General features: G+C 38.5%; 12 protein-coding genes. 6 read left to right on the top strand and 6 right to left on the bottom strand.

Features of this window, described 5'->3' with window-relative positions; translation table 11 throughout:
* Window positions 1-5: 5 nt before the first annotated feature.
* The 5 genes from ACMX3D_RS27600 to ACMX3D_RS27580 form a co-directional block, all read right to left on the bottom strand.
* A complete protein-coding gene (locus ACMX3D_RS27600) occupies window positions 6-1,229 on the bottom strand; it encodes an FkbM family methyltransferase (protein WP_482748962.1) in 1,224 nt (407 codons plus the stop codon).
* A 93-nt stretch (window positions 1,230-1,322) separates the two neighbouring features.
* On the bottom strand, window positions 1,323-4,292 hold the full coding sequence (locus tag ACMX3D_RS27595; protein WP_482748961.1) for a glycosyltransferase: 2,970 nt from the start codon (window positions 4,290-4,292) through the stop codon (window positions 1,323-1,325).
* Between the two features lie 32 nt (window positions 4,293-4,324).
* On the bottom strand, window positions 4,325-5,305 hold the full coding sequence (locus ACMX3D_RS27590) for a GHMP family kinase ATP-binding protein (protein WP_482748960.1): 981 nt from the start codon (window positions 5,303-5,305) through the stop codon (window positions 4,325-4,327).
* Window positions 5,306-5,607: 302 nt separating this feature from the next.
* On the bottom strand, window positions 5,608-6,354 hold the full coding sequence (locus ACMX3D_RS27585; protein WP_482748959.1) for a sugar phosphate nucleotidyltransferase: 747 nt from the start codon (window positions 6,352-6,354) through the stop codon (window positions 5,608-5,610).
* Window positions 6,355-6,365: 11 nt separating this feature from the next.
* Complete coding sequence (locus ACMX3D_RS27580; RefSeq protein ID WP_482748958.1) at window positions 6,366-7,298, bottom strand: NAD-dependent epimerase/dehydratase family protein; 933 nt, start codon at window positions 7,296-7,298, stop codon at window positions 6,366-6,368.
* 129 nt (window positions 7,299-7,427) lie between these two features.
* Here ACMX3D_RS27580 and ACMX3D_RS27575 point away from each other — a divergent pair, with 129 nt between their 5' ends.
* The 3 genes from ACMX3D_RS27575 (at window position 7,428) to ACMX3D_RS27565 (ending at window position 10,329) form a co-directional block, all read left to right on the top strand.
* Window positions 7,428-7,553, top strand: coding sequence for a hypothetical protein (locus ACMX3D_RS27575; protein ID WP_482748957.1), 126 nt, complete (start codon window positions 7,428-7,430; stop codon window positions 7,551-7,553).
* A 201-nt stretch (window positions 7,554-7,754) separates the two neighbouring features.
* Window positions 7,755-8,630, top strand: coding sequence for an SDR family oxidoreductase (locus ACMX3D_RS27570; protein WP_482752442.1), 876 nt, complete (start codon window positions 7,755-7,757; stop codon window positions 8,628-8,630).
* 202 nt (window positions 8,631-8,832) lie between these two features.
* Entirely contained in the window at window positions 8,833-10,329 is a 1,497-nt protein-coding gene (locus tag ACMX3D_RS27565; RefSeq protein WP_482748956.1) for a beta-barrel domain-containing protein, read from the top strand.
* 162 nt (window positions 10,330-10,491) lie between these two features.
* On the opposite strand, the gene ACMX3D_RS27560 is transcribed toward ACMX3D_RS27565, so the two are convergent.
* Entirely contained in the window at window positions 10,492-11,484 is a 993-nt protein-coding gene (locus ACMX3D_RS27560) for an ADP-ribosylglycohydrolase family protein (protein WP_482748955.1), read from the bottom strand.
* A gap of 630 nt (window positions 11,485-12,114) precedes the next feature.
* Between ACMX3D_RS27560 and dnaK the strand changes: the two genes are divergently transcribed.
* The 3 genes from dnaK (at window position 12,115) to ACMX3D_RS27545 (ending at window position 16,516) form a co-directional block, all read left to right on the top strand.
* Window positions 12,115-14,019, top strand: a complete 1,905-nt coding sequence (dnaK, locus tag ACMX3D_RS27555) for a molecular chaperone DnaK (RefSeq protein ID WP_482748954.1) — start codon at window positions 12,115-12,117, stop codon at window positions 14,017-14,019.
* A gap of 244 nt (window positions 14,020-14,263) precedes the next feature.
* Window positions 14,264-15,421, top strand: a complete 1,158-nt coding sequence (locus ACMX3D_RS27550) for an FIST signal transduction protein (protein ID WP_482748953.1) — start codon at window positions 14,264-14,266, stop codon at window positions 15,419-15,421.
* A gap of 3 nt (window positions 15,422-15,424) precedes the next feature.
* A complete protein-coding gene (locus tag ACMX3D_RS27545) occupies window positions 15,425-16,516 on the top strand; it encodes a sensor histidine kinase (RefSeq protein ID WP_482748952.1) in 1,092 nt (363 codons plus the stop codon).
* The last annotated feature ends 48 nt before the right edge of the window (window positions 16,517-16,564 follow it).

The following is a 16,564-nucleotide window of genomic DNA, read 5'->3' as shown; positions in this document are numbered from 1 at the left end:
TTATACTATGTATACAAATAAGAAACTAGATTATCAAATTCTGCTATTCTAAATATTTTTGCCTGATTTATCAAAAAAGTATCATCAAATGTACCATTCAAAAATTCAAAATAGAGATTGATTTCTGAAGCTTCTATTAAATTCACTACCCAATCACGATAATTTTGAGCTAGTAAACTTGTATAGCCATGATATCTAAAAACGACGGTATCACCCACTTTTACACCGCACATCATTTCGTTATCTGTACCTTTAGCACTAAAATCCATATCTATTAGATATCGACCTTTATCAAGATTAATAGGAGATTCTAAACTAATTAAGTTATCAATATTAGTGAAATCTTGCTGTGTTAAACTAGTTATTTCATAAAAACTGAATGGGGGTCTGTAGAGAGTTTCCGATAATCTCTCTTGATGAACGTAAAGGTTATTACGTATAGCAACACCATCAGGATAGTCATTAAAACTTTTAACTTCATGATAGTTATTTAAGTCTATAGCAACATATCCTTTCTCCCTTAATAAATTAAGGCACTGAGTATCCTGTGGTTGTGTTTCTAATATTAAGTGCGGCTTGACATTCACAAGTGTATTTAACATACCTTGAATAGCATCAAATTCTGCTCCTTCTATATCCATCTTGATTAAATTGGGTACTAAACCTGTAAAATAGATAAAGTCATCAAGAGCCAGTGTTGAAACATTAAAAGCTGCTACGTCTGTATCCCTAGATGAATAAATACTGTCATTAAGATGACCACCTAAGTAAATGGGTACTTTTTCGTTAGACTTACTATAGACGGCAACATGATAAATTTGTACATTATTGCACCCATTTAACACTAAATTTCGTTGACATTTATCTATAATTCTTGGACTTGCTTCAAAAGCACATACAACACCTTTTGGCCCTACCATTCGTGACATGACAGTTGTTAATCCACCAAAGTTAGCACCCACATCAAAAACTACATCACCTGGTTTACAAAGGTCTCGTAATGCAATTTGAACAGTAGGCTCCCATAAGTTACCTTCATACCAGTAAGAAGTACCAAATAAACCTTGATCATTTCTAGAGACTGCATTATTAAGCTGATTAATAGAATTTTCTAATGCTGGAATGGACAAAGTAAATTTATTATTGAGTTGATTAACAGAATCTTCTAATATTTCAATATTTAAACTATTACGAAGTTTATTCTTTAGCCAATTTTTTAGAATTTTCATAAGTTTGAAGTTTTCTAAGCGAATTTTGTAGTGGCCATTTATCGACAACTAGCAGTTACTTGTATTAGTAAATAGCTGAAAAATATTCAATTTTCATACCTCAGTCAACCACAAAAAGGCATGTTGTTCGTGACGATTATCATTAAAGATTTTATACATAGGTGCAATATTCTGATGCTGTTGTTCAATTTCTTTAATTACATGATTTGTGCGAATCACCGTATTCACAGGTGAGAGTTTAGAAAGCTGAGGTAGCCAATCTAATTTTCTGTAAGCATCCAGTAAGCTTTTAGTTCCTGGCAAGTATTTGATAATTGCTGAGTCTGGGAACTTTTGTTGTATAAAACGCCCTACATTGTAGGCATATTCTACATCTGTACTCCAGTGCTGACAGTATGATTTGCGATATTTTAAACAGCTATAGAACAATTCCTCAACTTCTTGAGGGTCATGATTTGCAAAAGCATATTCGACTCCAGCTAAAGTTCGATGCAAATACCAAGCGCGTAAATCTTCTATCTCTGCTCTAGGATGTTGTGTAGTACGCTCATCTGGATAGTTACGAAAAACACCTAAAGTTTGCGGAATCGCTTTTGTTTTAATGAATGGCAATACACGACTTTTAAATTCTGTGTCTCCCGCAGCTCTGAAGGTAGCATCATAAAAACCAAATCGGTTATGAATCGAGCGACGATACAGCCCACCTACCCACGATAAGTAACAGGTTTCTAGGTAAACAAGACCTTGTTTATAACCTTTGCGGTCATAACACATAATATCGTTCACCCATAAACCATTTTGATCCACATTTGTCACTAAACTATTTGCTTGTACCCAATCTAGGGTGGGATCTGCATCGAGTTCTGCGGCTAATATTTCCAGACATTCCGGTAGTATGGTTTCATCAACACCCAAAAATGTCAAATATGGTGAACGCGCCAGATCAATACCACAATTCCAAGCACTTTGTATGGTTTCACGCTTAGGACATCGAGCATAGAGAATCGGGATATCCAGAGATGTCATCACCTGTTTAAAGACACTATATTCATCAGCCGGAGAACCGCTATCAACTAGAATTACCTCAGCAACACCAGCTTGAATCAATGTTTGGAGGGTGAGTGTTTGCAAAAATAAAGGTAGCTTGGCAGCAGCATTATACAGTGAAACTATGATGGAAACTCGATAGTCGGAGGCAGTCCGTCGGTCATCGAGAAATTCGTACTCCCACTTTTGATTAAGTTTATTGTCTGCTAGAGCTTGATTAATAATACTTTGACAACGTTCATGTTGATCTGGCAAATTGCCATACATAGCTTCCGCCGCTAATGCTTCTCGACTAAAGCCATTGTTCTGGAGTATGGATACCACGTTTGGCAGCTCGCTAAAATAATCATAACCTAGCGATCGCATACATCTTATTTGATAAGTAGCCGCAACAATATCATTACCTCTAAGCATCTCCAATCTGGCTAACTCCCTCCAGAGTCTCACGCGATCAATACGATATTCAGAGGCTAAATTCCAACAATTACTCACCTTACCACTTAGTTCTTGAGTGTTACTTTCGCCTAAGTTAAAAATATATTGATATTTATCTACTAAGGATAAGGCTTTTATCCCTTGGTCAACTATTTTTAAGTTTTCGTAATTATCCTTGCTTAAAAAACCACGAATTTTTTTTCTGATGAAATCTTTAGGATTGATCCTTAATGAATTCAAATTTCTTAAAACTTGTTTTACTTCTGGTTGAAGTTGTTTTTTAAGCCTGCGTACAACATTGTTTTTGATAGATTTATAAGCCAGTAGATTTTTTCTGCTATTTATTTCTTGAAACCTAATTAACTGAGCATACCAGTACTCAGTTTTGCGTCGCATATCTTGTTCATAAACTGGCTGTGTTTCATATATAGATTCTATAGGTAATCCATATATTTCTGGCTGAGTTTGTGAGAGATATTCCACTAAGTTATAACGATAATCGTCGTAAGTATCTAATATTGAAATTATCGAACTAATACATGAATAAATATTATTTTTATCTATAGTAATCAATGGTAAATTAGGATAAGTTTCCTTAAGGAATTTTACTACTCCTGCACCAGTGCCTATAACCGTGGGACAGCCGGAGAATAAAGATTCCAGTGCAGTTAAATTAAATGTGTCATATTTAGAAGGTAGTAAAGTTATAGATTTACTAGCAAATACCTGCTCAAATAATTGTTCGTGACTCATAGATGGCAATAATTTAATATCATCTTTGAGTCTGTTATTAATCATTTGATAAAGTAGTAGCCCTGAACCTAATTGTCCTTTATAGTCAAAACTATCAGGGCCAATAATATTAGCTGTTTTAAATTTAGAACGAGGTAGCCACCAAGTTAACTCGACAAAACTATCTGGACCTTTACGTCTTTCAGTTCTTCCCACAAAATTGAGATCAGGTAATTCGTCTGAATTTATAGCTAACTTTGGCTTAGGTAATGATATAACTGATAAAGGATTTAAATAATAAGATTTTAAATCTACAATTTCCTGCCATTCATCTAAATATGTTTGACTGATACCATAGCGCGTATCGACCACACTATATTGAAATTTTTCCTGCCAAATTAAAGTTTGGTCAACTTTTCCACCATAAAACCAGTCCATCTGAATAGATGTAGATATATTACCGTGCATTGACAAGGCAATACGTTCAAAATCTACATTATGATGTTGCAGTGCAGGTCTGAGCATAGTACCAAATTGTTCATAATCTGGTATGTCTACAACGTCAAAACACTGTCCAGCCACTGAAGCTGCTATATTACTAGCCTGAATAAATGCCCTATACATCCATTTGGGTGGTGTTAAATCAAGAAAAACAGCATAATTAGCAAGATGATATTTTTCCTGATAAACAATAGCATGGGAGTTATTGGGACGAAAATCTTCTAAATTTTCAGAAACTATAAAGTAATAAAAATCAAGATGAGGATTTTTTTCAATTAGGCTACGATAGAATGTCTGCCCACCACCAATCTTTTTAAATAAGTCAAAATCAACAATTAAAACTTTCATATACTTATTTGATTTAATAAATTGTGTATTTTTTAAGAAAAAATTATTTGTGACCCTGGCGCGTTTATTTTTGCTGTTAATATTTGATAGCTTGCAAAAATCAGTTCTAATTTTTTATGAAATTCTGGAGAGGAAAAAAATAACATAAACCCGCCGGCTCCTGCTCCCAACAACTTACCACCCCAAGCTCCTGCCTCCATTCCCATCTGATAAATATTGTCAATTTCAGGATTAGAAATAACACCTTCAAGACTGCGTTTAGCTAACCACGCGCGATGCAATAATGTACCAAATTCGGATAACGGTCTATTGCTAGTTAAAATGTCCCAACCTTCATCAACCATGTATCGCATTTCCTTCAACGTAGCTGTGTTATCGACCACCTTCTGTAACTGCTGCGCTACAACATCAGCAGCTTTGCGTCTAATACCTGTAAACACAATAAAAAGATGCTGTTCAAATTCTTGTAAGCGTTGTGGAGATATGGGTAAACGGTTAACGATAATGTCGTCTTCTGCTCTAAATTCCACTAAATTAAATCCACCTACCGCAGCTAAAACCTGATCTTGGCATCCTACTTTGTCTTTAACTAAGTTGCGTTCTACATAAATTGCTTCATAGGCTAATTCCAGTGGTTTGATAAATTCACCTTTAAAACTATGAAGTGCTTGTAACAAAGAAACAGTAAATGCAGAGGAAGAACCTAAGCCAGTAAATGCAGGTAAATCCGCTACATTATGTAATTCAATATCTTTATCTAACCCGCAAAACTTCAAACACTCTCGAAAAACACGATGTTCAATTTCATCCAAGTTTTTAACTAGTTCGACTTTCCGATACGACAATCGAATTGAGTAATCAAATAAGCGGCTGAGAAATGTGTTAGCAGTAATGTAGGAAAACTTATCAATAGCTGTAGCTAATACAGCGCCTCCATGCTGGAGAAAATATTCTGGATAGTCAGTTCCACCACCAAAAAAACTGATACGAACAGGAGCGCGAGATATTAGCATAAGTTTATTGTTACTAAATTGATTTTTAACCTTGTAATATTTAACTATTATTCAGAACTTGAAAAAAGAAATTTTTACTTAACTACATAGATGCTTTATTAAGTAGCTCTTCGATTTAGTTTTGAATCCTAAAACTAAATCCATAACGCGCACATCCATAATTTGCTGCTGTTTCTTTTAATTCAAATGTTTCTGGAGCAAATTCATTTTTTAACTTGTTGATAAATTTCTTCACAAGTCAAACAAATATCTATATAGAAGTTATAAAATCTACATCTTTATATATTTCAAAGATGAATATCTTAACATATCAAAGATAATTTATCTAAATTTTTTAATATAAATGATTCAGCTTGTGGCAAAGATTCGGGAGTGCCTATATCCAAAAAATTAGCATTAGTAATAGCTACTTTTAACCAGAAATTCTTGCTCAGTAATAAAGGAAATATTTCATTTTCAAAACTCAAAGGTAATGTATTCGGAAATTCTTTGATCAAAGAATTTTTTAATAAATATACTCCTGCACTTATTATTCCAGACCCTAGACATTTTTCTGCAAATTTTTCTAGTTTACCTGATTGATTACATACTAGTGAACCATATCTGGAAGTATCATTCACTGATAAGCCAAGAATTACACCACTAGTTTTATTACTAGAAAGATGATGACTAAGTAATGCCAAATTAGCAAAAACTAGAGAGTCACCATTAACAACTAACCAAGCATTAGGCGATTCTCCACTTTGATGTACAGCATTTAAAAAACCCCCAGCAGTGCCTAGGGGGTTGGTTTCTCGACAGCAAATAGTCTGAATACCATCAACAGGTTGTGTTTGGAAATGTTTTTCTATAACTTCTCCTAAATAACCTGTGGAAATAATGGCTTTTGTAATACCTTGTGTTTTTAGATAAAGTACAACCCACTCAATAAAAGGTTTACCTGCAACTGAAACCATAGGTTTTGGCACATCATCTAATAGGTGTTTGATGCGTGTGCCGTAACCACCAGCTAAAATTACAGCTATGACCTCATTTGAGGGAAATGACATAAGCTCACCTACTAGACGTTAGAATACAAGCTGTTGCGTAAGATTGTATAACCTTTAATTAACTCTTGAATGCCTCGGCTTAAAGACCAATCTGGTTCAAAGCCAGTATTTAAAATTCTGGTGTTAGAAACTATGTAATCGCGCTTATCAGGATCTTCTCCAATGGGAGCTTCTAGATAGACAAAATTGGGCAGGTGTTTTTTAATTTCAGAACAAAGTTCTAATTTTGATAAATTGGCATCTTCTAAGCCCACATTGTAGGGTTTACCCTTCATAGTTTCAAAATTAGTAATGCCATGCAAAAATACTTTAGCTACATCGCGGATATGAATATAATTTCTCTTAAAATGCCCCTCAAACACTAGTAATGCTCGGTCATGGACAGCCCGATACACGAAGTCATTGACTAATAAATCAATTCTCATCCGAGGTGACATACCAAAGACAGTTGCTAGTCTGAAAGTGATGCTATTTTCTCTTTCTAAAACTGCTGTTTCGGCTTCTACTTTTGTAATCCCATACAGTGAAATCGGGCGTAAAGGAGTTTCTTCTGTACAAAATTTGCCAGATTCACCAATGCCATAACCACTATTTGTCACTGGCATAAGAATTCGCTGTTCATTACTAGCCAAGCGACATAACATTTTGACGGCATCTGAGTTGATTGTTTGTGTACCAATCGTGTCATTTTTACACAAGGGCGCACCAACTAATGCTGCTAAAGGAATAATGACATCGGCATCTTTGAGCAAAAATTTAATAGTATTTTCATCTCTGCAATCACCCCTCACAACTTGAAACCCGTCATATTGACAGCAATCGGCCAAGCTATTTTGGTGAAACATGAAGTTATCTAATACAGTCACCTCATAACCATGAGCTAGTAAAGTTGGTGTCAGTATCGACCCAATATAGCCAGCTCCTCCAGTAATTAGTATTTTCATTGTCTGTCCTTACCTACTCTGGTTGAGATTTTACAGGTAAGCTTGACTTTATCCAAAATTAAGAACTCAGTTTTTGTATTTGGCAAAAATCATGGCTTTTTGGCAAATACTTTTTCTACGTCACTAAGTATGGATCAAGTTCAAAAACTAAAACTAGCATCCAACCTGGGTTTTAGGGATAGCGATCGCGTCACCACAAAAATAGATAAAGTTGAGGTAAGAGGATGTTTGGAAAGTCAAAAAAAGCTCAAGTAACGATATTCTGTCAGTAGATAAAAATACAACAGTTTTACTATTGGTGTCATCGATTGAGTAAGGACTACGAAACTTTACCGCAGACCCATGAAACCTTTGTGCAGATCGCTATGATTCGGTTAATGCACCAGAAGACTTGCTTAATTGAGTGGTTTAATACTTTCCCAACATCCTCTGAGTATATTAATTTTAGGTATTTATATGTTTTTGGTAACAGGAGCAACGGGAGGAATTGGTCGTCGTGTTGTGCGACTGCTATGCCAACAGGAACAATCAGTCAGGGCATTTGTGCGTCTTACCTCACGTTATAGCGAGTTAGAACACCGAGGTGCAGAAATCTTCATCGGTGATTTACGCGAAGCAAGAGATATAGAAAAAGCTACTCAAGGTGTCAAATATATTATCAGCGCTCACGGTTCTGCTGGAGATGTTTTATCCCTTGACTATCGTGCCAATATAGAACTGATTGACCAAGCAAAACTTAATCAAGTCCAGCATTTTGTCTTTGTCTCTGTATTAGGAGCCGATCGCGGTTATGAAGATGCTCCCGTATTTAAAGCCAAAAGCGCAGTAGAGCGATATTTGATAGATAGTGGCTTAAATTACACTATTTTACGCCCATCTGGACTAGCATCAAATTTGCTGCCACTGGCAGAACAGTTCCGAGAAACAGGGTTATATTTACTGATTGGCGACCCCAAAAACCGTAGCTCAATTGTGAGTACAGACGATTTGGCAAGAATGATAGTTGATTCTGTAAAAGTTCCAGAAGCACGTAACCAAATATTACCAGTTGGGGGGCCAGAAATTTTGCTAAGAGAAGATATTCCTCGAATATTTGGTCGGATTTTTAACAAACAACCGATAGTCATTAATCCGCCAGTATTTGTTCTTGATGGGTTAAGAAATGTTATCGGTTTATTAAATCCGCAAACACAAAAAGCTTTGGGGACTTATCGGACATTGCTATCTAATGAATTTTTCTGTAAAAAAGAGGAAATAGCTAACTTAGAGAGAATTTTCAATTTTCAATTGGAAACCTTGGAAAGTTTTTTACGACGCTATTTAGCAGTTTGAAGTATAGCAAAGTGTTGAGTCCTGTACACTGAGCGAAGCCGAAGTGTGAGTGCTGAGTATAGATTCAGTCAATACAAAGCTTTGAGCAATCAACACAGTCTAAGTGACTACGGCTATAAATATTAGTCCTTGGTCATTAGCATCCGGACACAGGACTAATAAATAAGGACAAATGACAAAGAACAAATAACATTAAGATTTTATGACCTCTCCCCTAGTTGCAAATGCTGCTCAAGCGCGTCAGACAAAACAGCGATTCGCCAAGCCAGAGGATCAACTGTCTTATGAATTAGGTAAGGCAGTTCAAGAATTGCCACCGCTGTACACTAGATTGTTAGCAGGAAGTATTAGTTTAGCTTTATTTGGCACGATCGCCTGGGCGCATTTCTCGGAAATTGATGAAGTGGCGATCGCACAAGGGGAATTAATTGCTTCGACGCAAGTAAGACCAGTTACATCTCTGGGAAATGGGATGATTATGGCGGTGAAAGTCACAGAAGGCGATCGCGTTACCAGAAATCAAGTGTTAATTCAACGCGATCCCGACTTCCAAAAAACAGACGTAAACCGCCTGACAGAATCCAGCAAGTTGATTAAGGATGACTTAGAGCGTTTGGATGTAGAACGCATTGGTGGTAAAAGTACTGGCGAAAAACTCCAAGATGAACTGTTAACTGCACGTTTGCGCGATTATCAAGCACGTCAAGCCAGTGCAGAAGCCGAAGCCAACCGCCAACGCGCCATTCTTGACCAAGCAAAAGTGCGCCTAGCTCGCTTGCGAGAAAATTTAGATACTGCCAAAACTGGGTTAGTTAATGCCAAAGCTAACTTAGCTAATGCGAAAAATATCCGTGAAAAAGTGAAAGAAGCATTAGCGATCGCCCAAAATCGAGAAGAAAAACTCCGCACCTTAATTACTCCTGGTGCTGTTCCCAGAGTGGATTACTTGGAAGCTCAAGAAAGATTAAATCGTGCCAACACAGAAGTTACTAGATCAGAAGACGAAGTAACTAACGCCAACAATAAAGTTACAGAAGCACAAGATCGAGTTGTATCCCTAGAAAAAGATATTGCAGCCCAAGTGCAAGAAATCCGCCAAGCTGAGGAAGCTTTTCAAGCAGCGCGGAATCAAGCACAGCGTGTCTCATCTGAGCGCCAAAGCGAAATTTTAACTCAGATGAATAAGCGTAAAGAAGAATTGACTACCGTTTCTGGTCAATTAGCCCAGGCGAAAAAGCAACAAGACGGAGAAACCATCAAAGCTCCTGTTGCTGGCACAATCTACAGAATCAAGGCCACCAAAGGCCCTGTACAAGCAGGTGAAGAATTACTTTCCATCCTGCCAGATGGGGAAGAGTTGCAACTAGAGGTGAAAGTTCTCAACCGCGATATTGGGTTCATTCATCCAGGCATGAAGACAAAGGTAAAAATGGCTACTTTTCCTTTCCAGGAATTCGGCACTATTGATGGCACAGTAGTACAAGTTAGCCCCAATGCTGTGGTGGATAAAGATTTAGGCTTAGTTTTTCCCACCAGAGTTCAGTTGAGTAAACATTCCATCAATGTACGGGGTAAAGAAGTAGTATTTACTCCCGGTATGGCTGCTACAGGCGAAATTGTCACTCGCAAGAAATCAATTTTAACTTTCATTATCGAACCTGTAACTCGCAGATTTAGCGAAGCTTTTTCTGTGAGGTAATACCATTTTGGATTTTAGATCTTGGATTGTAAAACAGTTTTGATATGACCTTTTGAACAATTCATTTTTTGACATCATTATTATTCTTCAATTGGTATGAGATACCCGACTTTTTTAAAAAAGTCGGGTATCTCGTTACTCAAGAATGATTTTTATATTCAGCTAATCCCAAAGCTTACCCAAAGCAGCCAATTGGTCGCGGTATTCAATGCGAATTACCCAATCTTCTGGCCATACAGCCATTCCCAAATATGCCCCAGCAAAAGCACCTGCCAAACAAGCAATAGAGTCAGAATCGCCTGCTGTGAGTACAGCGCGTCGCAGTGCGGCTAATGGTTCTTCTGGAAAGAATAAAAAGCACAACAAACCTGTGGCAAAGGCTTCTTCTGCTACCCAACCGTCACCTATTGCTAAACAAGGGTCGATGTCGCGGTTGGGGTTGACTAAAGCCGCATCCAGACGGTCAAGCACTGCTAAACACTCATCCCAGCCACGACTAATAAATTCTTCTGGTGTAGCAATGCCTGGCCGTTGCCATAAAGAACCCAGCCAATCAGCATGGTAGACTAAGCGCTGACTTAAAGCATAGTTTCTCAGTTGAGCAGGCAATTTTTGCGGTTCGCCGCCCTTGACAAGGTAAGTAATTGCTGCTGCGGTTAAATCTGAGGCGGCCAGGGCGGTAGGATGACCGTGAGTTAATACTGCTTGGAATTGGGCAACTGCCGCACGAGTTGTATCATCCTTTGGCAGTAGACCTACAGGCGCAACACGCATATTTGCACCACACCCTTTAGAGTTTGGTCTGGTTGCTTGCAGCCAAGGCAAACCAACTTCTAGATATTCACAAGCCTGCAAACAAGTCATTCCAGGGGCGCGATTATTGTCTGGACTGTGTAACCATTCAATAAACTTACGTCTGAGTACAGGTTCTAAACTAGCTACTGTCAAGTTCGCTGCACCTACTTCAACCAGGGCTTGCCCTACTGCTAATGTCATCTGTGTGTCGTCGGTTACGCGTGCGGGGTTGCCGACAATTTCTTGCGGCCCATTTGGCGGAAAGCGACGGCGAATTTCTTCAACATTTAAAAATTCTGTAGCAGCCCCCAAGGCATCACCACAGGCCAGCCCAAATAAACATCCAGAGGCACGACGCATAACTAGCATTTTTTAATTACATTTTTAATACATAAACGCTACAAAATCTACCCTTGACTAAGTTAGGACTTACGCCCGGTTGTCCGTTGAGATTGGGTGTGAGGGTGTAAGGGTATAGGGTGTGAAAGTTTTGAACATCTACACCCACGCACCCCTACACCCTTCCTTCTCCAAACCCTTGATTTTTCGTTTTCATGCGTAACTCCTATTAAGTATCCGCGTTTTAACTGAATTTGTCTGGCAAAGGCTCCTTTTATAGCTCATTTGTTCTCTGTACCTTTGGAATTAATGTTGTTTAAAGACGGCAAACACCACATTACGATTACGGTTCACCCTAATTACTCAATGTATTAATTCTCATAAATTAGACGAAGTGAAAGCAAATTAATCCATGAACCAACTAAACAAATCTTTAAAATTAACCGTCCTATCTCAGGTTCGGGAAACCACCCTTCATGGACTGGCTATACAAGCTCAGTATATATATCAGCAGAACTTGGGGCTATAACCCCAGCCAAACCGAGCCAAAGGTTATTAATGCTGAAATAACTGCTTTCATAAACCAGTTGGTTCAAGATTTAGTCCTTTATATTCCCATTCATTTGTAGTTATACGGAGCCAGCACCTAAAATGGCAAAAGTAGTTGGAATTGACTTAGGTACAACTAACTCCTGCGTCGCAGTAATGGAAGGTGGTAAACCCACGGTTATTGCTAACGCAGAAGGTTTTCGGACAACACCATCAGTAGTAGCGTTTGCTAAAAATGGCGACACCTTGGTAGGGCAAATTGCCAAGCGCCAAGCGGTGATGAACCCAGAAAACACTTTTTATTCAGTTAAGCGCTTTATTGGTCGTCGCTTTGATGAAGTGACTAATGAAGCTACAGAAGTGTCTTATAAAGTGTTGAGCAGTGGCGGTAACGTCAAGCTAGACTCTCCTGGCGCTGGTAAGCAGTTTGCTCCCGAAGAAATTTCGGCTAAAGTTCTGCGTAAATTAGTTGAAGACGCAAGCAAATATCTAGGTGAAACTGTTACCCAAGCAGTAATCACCGTTCCGGCATACTTCAACGACTCTCAACGCCAAGCTACCAAAGACGCTGGTAAAATCGCTGGTATTGAAGTTCTACGGATTATCAACGAACCTACCGCCGCTTCTCTGGCTTACGGTTTCGATAAGAAGAGCAACGAAACCATCCTGGTATTTGACTTAGGTGGTGGTACATTCGACGTATCCGTACTGGAAGTAGGCGACGGCGTATTTGAAGTATTAGCAACTTCTGGTGATACCCACTTGGGTGGTGACGACTTCGATAAAAAAATTGTTGATTTCTTAGCAGAACAATTCCGCAAAGATGAAGGTATCGACCTCCGCAAAGACAGACAAGCACTGCAACGTTTAACAGAAGCGGCAGAAAAAGCTAAGATTGAGCTTTCCAGTGTTACCCAAGCGGAAATCAACCTACCATTCATCACAGCTACCCAGGACGGGCCTAAGCACCTGGATATGACGCTGACTCGCGCTAAGTTTGAAGAACTTTGCTCTGACTTAATCGACCGTTGCCGTATTCCTGTGGAGAATGCGCTCCGCGATGCCAAGTTAAGCAAAAATGATATCGATGAAGTGGTGCTAGTTGGTGGTTCTACCCGTATTCCCGCAGTCCAAGAATTGGTGAAGCGAGCGTTGGGTAAAGATCCTAACCAAAGCGTTAACCCTGATGAAGTGGTAGCAGTTGGTGCAGCAATTCAAGCTGGTGTATTGGCTGGTGACGTAACAGGTATCTTGTTGTTAGACGTAACACCATTGTCTCTGGGTGTAGAAACCTTGGGCGGTGTCATGACCAAGATTATCCCTCGCAACACCACAATTCCAACCAAGAAATCCGAGGTATTTTCTACCGCTGTTGATGGTCAAACCAACGTAGAAATTCACGTCCTCCAAGGTGAACGGGAATTTGCTAACGACAACAAGAGTTTGGGAACCTTCCGCCTCGATGGTATTCCTCCCGCACCCCGTGGCGTACCTCAAATTGAAGTAACCTTCGACATCGACGCTAATGGTATCCTCAACGTTACTGCTAAGGACAAAGGTACCGGTAAGGAACAGTCAATCAGCATTACTGGTGCTTCTACCTTAGATAAAAATGATGTTGACCGGATGGTGCGCGAAGCAGAACAAAACGCCTCTGCTGATAAAGAACGTCGTGAGAAAATTGAGCGCAAGAACCAAGCTGATTCCTTGGCATACCAAGCTGAGAAGCAACTGCAAGAATTAGGTGATAAAGTTCCTGCGGCTGATAAGACCAAAGTTGAAGGTTTGGTAAAAGACCTGCGGGAAGCTGTTGCTAAGGAAGACGATGAGCAAATCACCAAGCTGATGCCAGAATTGCAACAAGCACTATTTGCAGTTGGTAGCAATATCTATCAACAAGCTGGCGGTGGTGCTGCACCCGGTGCTGAACCTCAAGATGGTGGTGCTTCTACTTCTTCTGGTAGCGGTGATGATGTAATTGATGCAGATTTCACTGAAAGCAAGTAATTCCTCCAATGATGTAGGGAAAGTGAGAAATTCCCTACTCAATATTTCCCATCCACGCATTCGCCTGGGTGGGAATTTTTTTATACGGTGATTCTAAGCAATTCTGTTCCTCGGTCTTCTCAAAAACCAAGGTCTTGCTAGGAAAAAATTGTTCCATTCTTCAGCATAAATTTATCGTCAGCTTTAATACAGCAATCTGGTTTTGGGAATAATAAGCCTGCGGTTGAGAAAATTCCAGAGATATATGTTGAATGTAGTGGTTGGCCATAGTAATGATCCAGACTCTTTAGCAGCAATTACTGAAGTTATAGAGCAATGTCAAGATCAACTAGATGGTAAACTTCCGCAAGCTGGCGTTTTGTTTGCTGCAATTGACTTTGATTATGCACTCATCTTGCAAGAAATTGTGCAAGCTTTCCCAGGAATTGAGTTAATTGGTGGGACAACCGATGCCGAAATTTCCTCATTATTACAATTTCAGCAAGATTCAATTGCTTTAATGCTATTTTGTGCTGATGAACTTGAAATTTATGCAGGTTTGGGTAGAGAACTATCAAAAGACCCGATTTTAGCAACTAAACAAGCTGTAGAACAAGCAAAATCCAAACTTAAAAATCAAGCTTCGTCTCAATTATGCTTGACTTTACCTGAAAGTTTAACAGTTGATGGTGTTGCGATTGTAGAAGGCTTAAAACTAGCACTAGGTAAAGATATTCCTATTTTTGGTGGGTTAACTGCTGACCAATGGAAATTTCAAAAAACCTATCAATTTTTTCAAACTGAAATTCTTACCGATGCTGTGCCTGTGTTGATATTTTCCGGTAAATTCTTGTTTTCGCAAGGGGTAGCTAGTGGTTGGCATCCTTTAGGAAAAAAAGGGAAAGTTACCAAAGTTGATAAAAATATTCTTTATGAAATTGACGGCAAACCTGCATTAGATTTTTATCATCATTATTTAGGTGGTCTCCCCCCTTCTGGTGAATATCCTTTAGCCGTATTTGAGTCAGAAGCAGAAGAATTTTATATGCGTGCGCCTAGTATTCATGATATCAAAACTGGCAGCATTACTTTTTTAGGTGAAATACCAGAAAATGCGTCTGTACAAATAGCGCAAGCTAGTCGAGATGAGATTTTAGGCGCTGCTAAAACCTCAATTACAAATGCTTTAAATAATTACCCAGGTACAAAGCCAGATGCGGCTCTATTTTTTTCGTGTGCAGCTCGTCGGCTATTGCTAGGTACACGCACAATAGAAGAATATCAACTTGCTCAAGAATGTTTGACAACAGCTATTCCAGGTTGCGGTTTTTATACTCATGGTGAAATTTCACCTTTAAATGGTGGAGGCGAAACTAGATTACATCATGAAACATTCGTGACTCTTTTAATAGGAATACATTAAAAGATGATGGAATTAGAATATGAGCAAAAAATCAAGGAACTGGAAAAAGCTAATCGGATTCTTCAGAAAAAACTTGAGCGTTCTGAATCATCAAGAATTGCCTTAGAAGAAACAAATGAAAAAAAAGAGGCTTTGTTTCTGAAGGTGATTGATGAACTGCGAGAATCACAAAAAACTTTAGAAGAGCAAAGTCAAGATTTAGAAGAAACTCTAAAAAAGCTGCAAGCGATGCAAAGTAAGTTAGTCGAATCTGAAAAGATGTCAGCTTTAGGAGTTTTAGTCGCGGGTATTGCTCATGAAATTAATAATCCTGTGAATTTTATTTACGGTAATATTAACTATGTTGCTCAATATGCTGATGATATTTTAGATTTACTCCAGTGTTATCAAGAATCTTATCCAAATCCTGTTATTTCTATAGTAGAAAAAAGCAAGCAAATGGATTTGGATTTTATCAAAAAAGACTTGAACCAAGTTTTAAATTCTATGGAAATAGGGGCGGAACGCATTAGCGAAATTGTTCGCTCTTTGCGTACATTCTCCCGCTTAGATGAAGCAGAAGTGAAAAAGGTTGATATCCATGAAGGTATTGATAGCACCTTGATGATTCTCAAAAATCGCCTCAAATCCCGAATTGGTTGCCCAGAAATTACAGTTATTAAAGAATATGGCAATCTCCCGTTGGTAGAGTGTTATGCTGGTAAACTCAATCAAGTGTTGATGAATATTATTAGCAATGCTATTGATGCTTTAGAACAAAAATTAGACTGTGATCAGCCAAGTTTTTCTAAAAAAATGAGTACAGCTACACTTCAAACCTCAAGCTTTACTCCTACCATCAAAATTACTACAGAACTCGTAAATAACTGGATTTCAATTCGGATTAGTGATAATGGTATGGGAATTGATGAAAAAATAACACAACAAATATTTAATCCATTCTTTACTACTAAACCAGTTGGTAAAGGCACAGGTTTAGGACTATCTATTAGCTATCAAATTATTGTTGAAAATCATCAAGGTCAACTTGAATGCAAATCTATTCCTGGCATAGGTACGGAATTTATCATTATGATACCCCAACAACGGATGTAGCAGGTGATAGGTGCTCAAACAGAATTCAGGAGTCAGTAGTCAATATTT

This window comes from Anabaena sp. TISTR 8404 (genome assembly GCF_056847745.1).
Note: the sequence above shows the minus strand (reverse complement) of the source record. Positions and strands in the feature narration are given on the sequence as shown.